At 72.1% G+C, this 9,186-nt stretch carries 11 protein-coding genes; 10 read left to right on the top strand and 1 reads right to left on the bottom strand.

Annotated features, from left to right (window positions below; all coding sequences use genetic code 11):
- Both QSK30_RS25220 and QSK30_RS25215 read left to right on the top strand, forming a co-directional pair.
- Nucleotides 1-195, top strand: a 195-nt coding sequence (locus tag QSK30_RS25220) for a hypothetical protein (RefSeq protein WP_285506371.1), incomplete at its 5' end; no start/stop codon positions are given.
- Between the two features lie 140 nt (nt 196-335).
- Nucleotides 336-524, top strand: coding sequence for a hypothetical protein (locus QSK30_RS25215; protein ID WP_285506369.1), 189 nt, complete (start codon nt 336-338; stop codon nt 522-524).
- On the opposite strand, the gene QSK30_RS25210 is transcribed toward QSK30_RS25215, so the two are convergent.
- Entirely contained in the window at nt 491-2,443 is a 1,953-nt protein-coding gene (locus QSK30_RS25210; RefSeq protein WP_285506368.1) for a hypothetical protein, read from the bottom strand. The genes QSK30_RS25215 and QSK30_RS25210 overlap by 34 nt on opposite strands.
- Before the next feature lie 205 nt (nt 2,444-2,648).
- On the opposite strand from QSK30_RS25210, the gene ffh reads away from it, so the two are divergent.
- From ffh to trmD, 8 genes are all read left to right on the top strand, one after another.
- Nucleotides 2,649-4,181: a signal recognition particle protein gene (gene ffh / locus QSK30_RS25205; protein WP_285506367.1), complete on the top strand. Its 1,533-nt coding sequence runs from the start codon at nt 2,649-2,651 to the stop codon at nt 4,179-4,181.
- On the top strand, nt 4,178-5,251 hold the full coding sequence (locus QSK30_RS25200; protein ID WP_285506365.1) for an amidohydrolase family protein: 1,074 nt from the start codon (nt 4,178-4,180) through the stop codon (nt 5,249-5,251). The genes ffh and QSK30_RS25200 overlap by 4 nt, the downstream gene beginning before the upstream one ends.
- An 82-nt stretch (nt 5,252-5,333) precedes the next feature.
- A complete protein-coding gene (locus tag QSK30_RS25195) occupies nt 5,334-6,158 on the top strand; it encodes a CPBP family intramembrane glutamic endopeptidase (RefSeq protein WP_285506364.1) in 825 nt (274 codons plus the stop codon).
- The gene (locus tag QSK30_RS25190) at nt 6,155-6,931 is read left to right on the top strand and encodes a LamB/YcsF family protein (RefSeq protein WP_285506362.1); all 777 of its coding nucleotides are present in this window, start codon (nt 6,155-6,157) and stop codon (nt 6,929-6,931) included. The genes QSK30_RS25195 and QSK30_RS25190 overlap by 4 nt, the downstream gene beginning before the upstream one ends.
- Before the next feature lie 161 nt (nt 6,932-7,092).
- On the top strand, nt 7,093-7,539 hold the full coding sequence (gene rpsP / locus QSK30_RS25185; protein ID WP_285506361.1) for a 30S ribosomal protein S16: 447 nt from the start codon (nt 7,093-7,095) through the stop codon (nt 7,537-7,539).
- A complete protein-coding gene (locus QSK30_RS25180; RefSeq protein WP_092776549.1) occupies nt 7,536-7,775 on the top strand; it encodes an RNA-binding protein in 240 nt (79 codons plus the stop codon). Before rpsP ends, QSK30_RS25180 begins: the two co-directional genes overlap by 4 nt.
- A gap of 19 nt (nt 7,776-7,794) precedes the next feature.
- Nucleotides 7,795-8,319, top strand: coding sequence for a ribosome maturation factor RimM (gene rimM, locus QSK30_RS25175; RefSeq protein ID WP_285506360.1), 525 nt, complete (start codon nt 7,795-7,797; stop codon nt 8,317-8,319).
- Nucleotides 8,319-9,092, top strand: coding sequence for a tRNA (guanosine(37)-N1)-methyltransferase TrmD (trmD, locus tag QSK30_RS25170; RefSeq protein WP_285506358.1), 774 nt, complete (start codon nt 8,319-8,321; stop codon nt 9,090-9,092). Before rimM ends, trmD begins: the two co-directional genes overlap by 1 nt.
- Nucleotides 9,093-9,186: the final 94 nt, after the last annotated feature.

The following is a 9,186-nucleotide window of genomic DNA, read 5'->3' as shown; positions in this document are numbered from 1 at the left end:
GACCACAGAAAACGATCAACCGCCGACGCGATCACCGACATCAACCGACGCCGCAAGAAACGCAGAGAACGAACAAACCCCCGCGTCATCAAACGCGGACGACACAACTCCTACATCGTCAAAAAACCCCACCACCACGGAACTCACCACAACGGACCGCCCATCATACGACTGCACGCGCCGCGCTTAACTTAGCGGTATTGTCCCATACGCAGCCAAAAACACGGGCTGGTCTTGGTTGTCAAGGCATCCTTCCCGCCTTGACAACCAAGACCAGCCCGTAGTCACACTGGTGCGTTGGAAGCAGGTCCACCAACCCCAACGCCGCAACACTCATGCCCCAACGCGGCAAGACCCAACGCGGCGAGACCCAGCGCGGCGAGACCCAGCGCGGCGAGACCCAGCGCGGCGAGACCCAGCGCGGCGAGACCCAGCGCGGCGAGACCCAGCGCGGCGAGACCCAGCGCGGCGAGACCCAGCGCGGCGAGACTCAGCGCGCAGCGTTAGACACGTACTCCTCGTAGAACGTAGGCGCCCGCCGAACCGCGATCCGAGCGACCACCCCCAGCACCACAGCCACCATGACCGCGATCCACATGATCCCGTAGAACGTCCCGCTGCCGACCTTCAACGTCGCCACCACCAGCGCCAGCCCACCACCGAGTCCCAGCAGCAGCACCGCCGCCGCCACCACACCGCTGGGCCGCCGCGCGGTGGTCAGCGCCACCAGCACCGCCAGCGCGACCACGCCGAAGCACGCGAAGATCAGCGGATTGCCCAGGTCGTTCGCCGCCGAACTCACGCCGAACACGTTGGTGGGCGTCATCGGCATGAGGCTCCGGCCGATGCCGCGCACCTCACTGTCCTTCGTGAGCCCCGCCACCTGAAGGCCGAACAGCGCGAAGCCACCCGCCCCCGCCGCCATCGCCGCGGCCGCCTGAGCGCTCGCCACCACGTGCTCGGCCCGCGCCCGCAGCGCCACCACAGCCCCGGCCGCCCCCACGAGCAGCACCGGCACCAGCAGCACGATGACCGAGAAGTCGTCGTGGTCGTCGCCGAAGTTGCTCGTGGTCGCGGGCCGGAACAGCACCCACAGCAGCATGGCCACCTGGTGCAGCACCAGGTAGGCCGCCGCCGCGGCGACCCCTGGGTACGGGTGTCTGCGGAGCAGCAGCCAGGACGCCACCAAGGCGAGGACCAGCGCCAACGCGGTGCTCAGCGCGCTCGGACCCACCATGGCCAAGTCGGTGCCGTCGACCAACAGCAGCATCGGCACGCGCAGGGCGAGCACGAGCAGCGCCGCCCCGGCGGCCAGCGCGCCCGGTGCGCCGGACAACCGCAGCGCCAGCACCACCAGGGCGACCACGACCACCAACGAGACCGCGCCGTTCGGGTAGATGTCCCAGTACAGCAGCGGCAGCGCCTGGGTGGCGAGTCCCGCGACCGCCAGCCCCGCGACCGCCAGCAGTGCGTTGACCGTGGTGGCGCCGCCTGGCCGCAGCCCGCCCGCCAACCGCCCCGCCAGCTCGCGCACCGGTGCCACCGCCGCGGCGATCAGCGCCGCCACGAACACCAGCCCGGGGACGACCAGCAGCGACGGTTGGCTCTCCGGCGTGGGGTCGAACCGGTACAGCGCCACGGGCGGCAGCACCAGCGAACCCAGCACGAGCAGGCCGACCGCACCGTCGCGGCGCAGCACCGCGACCAGCCCGACCAGCACGGCGACCAGGAGTCCCAGGACCAGGAAGGCGATCCGCGCCCCCGGCTGCGGCGCCATCGCCGCGGTCGAGTCCGGCACGGCCCCGGCCAGGCTGCCGCCCGAGAGCGCGTTCAGCGGCGCGAACCCGATCCCGGCCGCGGCCGCAGCCGCGATCGCACCGGCCGCCAACCCGAACCGGCTCAACGCCCCGCCCGGTTCGGCCCGCAACCCCAGCACGAGCCCGCCGACCGCCGCCACCAGCATGGTCACCGCCAGCGCCAGCGGGGCGAGCTTGGCATTGCCCAGCAGCGCCACCACCAATGACGGGAGCGCGAAACCCAGCCCGATCGCCCCCGCGCCGAACCCCTTCGCCGCGAAGGTCAGCAGCGCCACCGTCAGCGCCAAGAAGGCCAGGACCACCAGCACGACCGCCGAGGGCGGCTTGTCGCCGTAGCGCGAGGGCATCGCCATCGAGAGCAGGACCGGACCGGTCAGATAGGTGCCCAGCAGCACCCCGCCGACGCCGATGCCGCGCGCGACCGGCTGGCCCACCGCGTCGGCGACCTTGTCCGAGCCGAGCACCCCGCCCGCCAGGACGAGGACGAACAGCAGCAGCACGACGCGGGTGATCGTGTTCGGCAGCGCGGCGTAGACCAGCACCGCGGCCACGCCCAGCAGCACCGCGGAACTGACGGCTAGTCGGGCCGCGACCGGGCTGGTCCCGGGCTCGAAGGTGCTCTCCACGGTTGAAACCCCCCTGGATCGGTGATCGAGTGCGGCGAAGCTAGCACCGGGTCGCCGGGCCGCGGGCGGAGTTGTCCACACCCCACCCGGAGGCCAGGAAAAGGACATCCGAGCGGCCCAACGCGCCGGGCGACTACCCTCGACCTCCTAGCCGCACGGCGTGCGGCCGACCGACCCAACCCCGCCAGGCTGGAGTGCCGCACCCGTGTTCGACACCCTTTCCGATCGGCTCACCTCGGTCCTGCAGAACCTGCGGGGCAAGGGTCGGCTGAGCGAGACCGACATCGACAACACCGCGCGCGAGATCCGCATCGCGCTGCTGGAGGCCGACGTCGCGCTGCCCGTCGTGCGCACGTTCATCGGCAGCGTCAAGGAACGGGCCAAGGGCGCGGAGGTCTCCGGCGCGCTCAACCCGGCCCAACAGGTCGTCAAGATCGTCAACGAGGAGCTCGTCGCCATCCTCGGCGGCGAGACGCGCAGGCTCAACCTCGCCAAGACCCCGCCGTCGGTGATCATGCTCGCCGGTCTGCAGGGCGCCGGTAAGACCACCCTGGCGGGCAAGCTCGCCAAGTGGCTCAAGGGCCAGGGCCACGCGCCGATGCTGGTCGCCTGCGACCTGCAGCGGCCCAACGCGGTCACCCAGCTGCAGGTCGTCGGCGAGCGCGCCGGGGTCACGGTCTACGCGCCGGAGCCGGGCAACGGCGTCGGCGACCCGGTGGACGTGGCCCGGCGCAGCATCGACGAGGCCCGCCGCAGCCAGCACGACATCGTCATCGTCGACACCGCGGGCCGCCTCGGCGTCGACGAGGAGCTGATGCGCCAGGCCGCCGACATCAAGGCCGCCGTCGGGGCCGACGAGGTCTTCTTCGTCGTCGACGCCATGATCGGCCAGGACGCGGTCTCCACCGCCGAGGCCTTCCGCGACGGCGTCGGCTTCACCGGCGTGGTGCTGACCAAGCTCGACGGCGACGCCCGCGGTGGCGCGGCGCTCTCGGTGCGCGAGGTCACCGGCGCGCCGATCATGTTCGCCTCCAACGGCGAGGGCCTGGGCGACTTCGACGCCTTCCACCCCGACCGGATGGCCTCGCGGATCCTGGGCATGGGCGACGTGCTCACCCTGATCGAGCAGGCCGAGCAGCACTTCGACCAGGCGCAGGCGGAGAAGGCCGCGGCCAAGATCGGCACCGGCGAGCTCACCCTGGAGGACTTCCTCGAGCAGATGCTCGCGGTGCGCAAGATGGGCCCGATCGCCAACCTGCTGGGCATGCTGCCCGGCGCGGGCCAGATGAAGGACGCGCTGGCCCAGGTCGACGAGAAGCACATCGACCGGCTGCAGGCGATCATCCGCGGCATGACCCCGGCCGAGCGGCACGATCCCAAGATCATCAACGCCTCGCGCAGGCTGCGCATCGCCAACGGCTCGGGCGTGCAGGTCCGCGAGGTCAACGACCTGGTCAACCGGTTCTACGAGGCCCGCAAGATGATGCAGCAGATGGCGGGCCGCTTCGGCATGCCGGGCGGCCGGGCCAACCAGCGCAAGCAGAAGGGCAAGAAGGGGAAGAAGGGCAAGGGCCGCGGCCCGACCCAGCCGCGGGTGCGCGGCGGGATGCCCGCGGGCTTCCCCGACCTGTCCGGGATGCCGCCCGGTCTCGACCAGCTCCCGCCCGGACTGGCGGGCCTGGACGGGGTGCCGCCGGGCTTCGACCCGTCCAAGCTCAAGTTCCCCAAGAAGCCGTGACCGCGCTGCACGTGCGCGGGGTGGTCCTGCCCGGGCACGACGAACGCGACCTGTGGGTGGTCAACGGCCGGGTCCGCACCCGGCCGGTGCCGGGCGCGGAGACCGTCGTCGACGGCGGCTACCTGCTGCCCGGCCTGGTCGACGCGCACTGCCACATCGGCATCGGGCCGAGCGGCCCGGTCGACCTGGAGACCGCCGCCGCGCAGGCCGAGACCGACCGCGACGCGGGCACGCTGCTCATCCGCGACTGCGGCTCGCCGGTCGACACCCGGCCGCTGCAAGAGCGCCTCGACCTGCCGCGCATCATCCGCGCCGGTAGGCACCTGTCCCGGCCCAAGCGCTACCTCCCGCACCTGGGCCGCGACGTCGGCGACCCGGAGCAGCTGCCCGCCGCGGTCGCCGAGCAGGTCGAGAACGGCGACGGCTGGGTCAAGCTGGTCGGCGACTGGATCGACCGCGACACCGGCGACCTGGCCCCGCTGTGGCCGGACGACGTGCTCGCCGAGGCGATCGCGGTGGCGCACGCCGCGGGCGCGCGGGTGACCGCGCACGTCTTCGGCGAGGACGCCCTGCCGGGGCTGGTCAACGCGGGGATCGACTGCCTCGAGCACGGAACCGGCCTCACCACCGAGGTGATCGCCGAGATGGCCAGGCGGGGCACCGCACTGGTGCCGACGCTGATCAACATCGAGAATTTCCCAGGGATCGCCGAGAAGGCGACCAAGTACCCCGCGTACGCCCGGCACATGGTCGAGCTGCACGCCCGCGCGGGGGCCATGGTCGTCGAGGCGGTCGAGGCGGGCGTGCCCGTCTACGCGGGGACCGACGCGGGTGGCGGCATCGCGCACGGCAGGCTCGTCGACGAGGTGATCGCCCTGCACCACGCGGGGATGACCGCCGAGGACGCGATCGGGGCGGCGTCCTGGTCGGCCCGGGGCTGGCTCGGCTGGTCCGGGCTGGCGGAGGGTTCGGCGGCGGACCTGCTCGCCTTCGACGCCGATCCGCGCAAGGACCTCGAGGTGCTGCGGTCACCGAAGAGGATCATCCTTAGGGGCAGGGTCGTGGGCTGATCCGGTCCGTCAGTCCGGATAGTCTCGACGTGAACGGCAAGAATCCGACATCCGGAAACCGGACCACGGGGGGAGGCGTGCGATGGCCCCGCCACCCGGCGAGCAGCCCGCCGCCGCACCACAGACGAGCGCGCCGCAGACCAGCGCGCCACCGCCGAGCGTGCCCGAGGTCCCGGTGGCGCCGATGAGCCCGCCGGCACCGGCGGCTCGCGACCACAAGTGGGGCTTCGGCGCCTTCCTGTTCGTCTTCGCCGTCTTCGTGCTCTCGGCGGTGGTGATCGGCGCGGTCATGGGGTTGGCCGGTCCGGACTCGACCGACTCGGTGGCGGTCATCCTGATCGGCACGATCGTGCCGACCGCGCTCGCCACGGCCGCCACCCTGCTGGTCACGGTGGTCCGCGGCAACGGTCCCAAGATCGACCTGAAGCTGTCCTACAACCGCGACGACCTGCGGGTGGGCCTGAAGTTCGGGCTCATCGGCCTGGTCTGCACCACGGTCGCCGCGGGCATCTGGACCCGGATCGTCGGCGAGAGCAACGCCACCTCGGCCCTCGGTCAGCTGGTCGACAACCAGGCCATGCCCACCGCCGCCGCGGTCACCATCTTCGTCTACGTGTGGCTGGTCGGGCCGCTGTTCGAGGAGATCATGTACCGCGGCCTGCTCTGGGGCGCGCTAGAGCGGCTGAAGTGGGGCCGGTGGGCGGTTTTCGGCCTGACCACGGTGATCTTCGCGGTCAGCCACCTGGAACCGCTGCGCACCTCGCTGCTGCTCGTGATCGGCATCCCGATCGGCCTGGCCCGGCTCTACACCGGCAGGCTCGGCGCGAGCGTGGTGGCCCACCAGGTCAACAACTTCCTCCCCGCGCTGGCGGTGCTGTTGATCAGCCTCGGCGTCATGCAGCCGTGAGCGCGGCGACCCTGGACCTCAACAGCGACCTCGGCGAGGGCTTCGGCATCTGGCGCCTCGGCGACGACGACGCCTTGCTGGACGTGGTCACCTCCGCCAATGTCGCCTGCGGGTTTCACGCGGGGGACGCGGTCACCATGCGCTCGGTCTGCACGGCCGCGGCAGCAAGAGGTGTCGCAGTAGGCGCCCAGGTGTCTTATCGCGATCTCGCTGGGTTCGGGCGGCGGTTCATCGACGTCGAACCGGCCCGCCTCGCCGACGAGGTGCTCTACCAGGTCGGCGCGCTGGAGGCGTTCGCCCGGGCCGCGGGCACCCGCGTGGCGTACGTCAAGCCGCACGGCGCCCTCTACAACGCCACCGTGCACAACGACGCGCAGGCCAAGGCGGTCGTCGACGGCGTACGCGCGTTCGGCGCCCTCCCGGTCCTCGGCCTGCCCGGATCACGCTTGCTCGCCGCCGCTGAGGCAGCCGGGTTGCCGGGCGTGCAAGAGGCTTTCGCCGACCGCGGCTACACCCCGGACGGCACCCTCGTCCCGCGCGGGGAGCCTGAGGCGTTGCTCACCGACACCGACGCCGTCGTCGCCCGGGCACTCCGCCTCGCCGAGCGCGGGGAACTCGTCGCCGTCGACGGCTCTGTGCTGGCGATGTCCGCCCGCTCGCTGTGCCTGCACGGCGACACCCCGGGCGCGGTCGCGCACGCGCGGGCCGTCCGCGCGGCGCTCGAATCGGCCGGGATCGAGCTCGCGCCGTTCGCCTCCCGACCCGCGGGTTAACTACCGGGCGCCGCGTCTGGCACAATTACCCGCTGTCCGTCGTGGCCGGACCCTCTCACCGCGCCAAGACGCCGAAACCTTCGGGCGTGACGACCTGTCCCCACACGGGTCCGCTCCGCTCTACACCGCCCTACCGAGAGCTTTGAGGAGCACCGCAACCCGTGGCTGTCAAGATCAAGCTGCAGCGCCTCGGAAAGATCCGCGCGCCGTACTACCGCATCATCGTCGCCGACGCCCGCACCCGTCGGGACGGCAAGGCGATCGAGACGATCGGCCGTTACAGCCCGAAGGAGGAGCCGAGCCTCATCGAGGTCGACTCCGAGCGGGCCCAGTACTGGTTGGGTGTCGGCGCGCTGCCGACCGACTCGGTCAAGCACCTGTTCACGGTCACCGGCGACTGGCAGAAGTTCAAGGGCCTGCCGGGCACCGAGGGCACCCTGCGGGTCAAGGAGCCCAAGCCGAGCAAGCAGGAGCTGTTCGAGGCGGCGCTGCGGGCGGCGGGCGAGGAGCCCGGCACCGAGGCGACCACCCCGAAGAAGAAGTCCGCGCCGCGCAAGGCCGAGGACAAGCCCGCCGAGGCCGCCGAGACCGAGGCCGCGGCCGAGTGAGTGCCCTCGCGGACGCCCTCGAGCACCTGGTGCGCGGCATCGTCGACAACCCGGACGACGTGCAGGTCGAGCTGGTCACGACGCGTCGTGGCCGCACGCTCGAGGTGCACGTCAACCCCGAGGACCTCGGCAAGGTGATCGGCCGGGGTGGCCGCACCGCGACCGCCCTGCGGACCGTGATGGCCGGGGTCGGCGGTCGCGGGATCCGGGTGGACGTGGTGGACACCGATCACTGATCGGCGGAACGCGAAGCCCATGGAAGCCGCGAACCTCGTGGTCGTCGGCCGGATCGCCAAGGCGCACGGCATCACCGGCGAACTCGCCGTCGACGTGCGCACGGACTCGCCCGAGCGGCGCTTCGCCCTCGGCGCGACCGTGCTGGCCCGGCTCCGCGACAAGACGGAACGCACGCTGACGGTGGCAGCCGCCCGGGAACACTCCGGGCGGCTGCTCCTGCGGTTCGGCGAGGTGCCCGACCGCACCGCCGCCGAGGGGTTGCGCGGCGCGCTGCTGCTCGGCGACACCGCGGACCTGCCGCCGATCGACGACCCGGACGAGTTCTACGACCACGAGCTCGAGGGCCTGGCCGCCGAGCTCGGTGACGGGACCCGGGTCGGCACGGTGCGCGAGGTCTCGCACGGCGCGGCGGGGGAGATGCTCGTCATCGACCGCGCCGATGGCGGCGAGCTGCTCGTCCCGTTCGTCCAGGCCCTGGTGCCGGTGGTGGACGTGCCCGGCGGCCGGGTCGTGCTCGACCCGCCGGAAGGCCTGATCGAGTAGTGCGCATCGACGTCGTCACGATCTTCCCCGAGTACCTGGAGCCGCTGCGCGCGGCGCTGCTGGGCCGCGCGATCGAGCGCGGCCTGCTCAGCCTCGGGGTGCACGACCTGCGCGGGTGGACCCACGACGTGCACAAGGCCGTGGACGACAGCCCGTACGGCGGCGGTCCCGGCATGGTGATGAAGCCGCAGGTCTGGGGCGAGGCGCTGGACGCGGTGTGCGCCGGTGGGCGCCCCTCCCGCCTCGTGGTCCCTACCCCCGCGGGCAGGCCGTTCACCCAGGCCGTGGCGCACGAGTACGCCGCCGAGGAGCACCTGGTGTTCGCCTGCGGCCGTTACGAGGGCATCGACCAGCGGGTCGTCGACGACGCCGCGACCCGGATGCCGGTCGACGAGGTCTCCATCGGCGACTACGTGCTGGTCGGCGGCGAAGTAGCGGTGATGGTGATGGTCGAGGCCGTCGCCCGCTTGCTGCCCGGGGTGCTCGGCAACCCGGTCTCCGCACAGCAGGACTCCTTCTCCGACGGCCTCCTCGAGGGGCCGAGCTACACCCGCCCGGAGGTCTGGCGCGAGCGCCCGGTGCCCGACGTGCTGCGCTCGGGCAACCACGCCGCGATCGCCCGCTGGCGCCGCGACCGGTCGCTGGAACGCACCTTCGAGCGCAGGCCCGACCTGCTCGCCCAGCTCCCGCGCGAGCAGCTGGACAAGCACGACCGCGCGACCCTGGACAGGTTGTCCGCAGGGGGCGATTTCAGATCCCCAGGGTCGGTCTGACATACTTTCCGGGTTGAAGCGCCCAGTGCGCTCGACCACATGACCACCCCAGGCTGAGTGCTCGGTGAAACGCCGTCCGCGGCCGGGACGTGAG

The sequence above is a fragment of the Actinokineospora sp. NBRC 105648 genome (assembly GCF_030269645.1).
Classification (GTDB): domain Bacteria; phylum Actinomycetota; class Actinomycetes; order Mycobacteriales; family Pseudonocardiaceae; genus Actinokineospora.
This window is presented reverse-complemented; position numbering and strand designations above follow the sequence as displayed.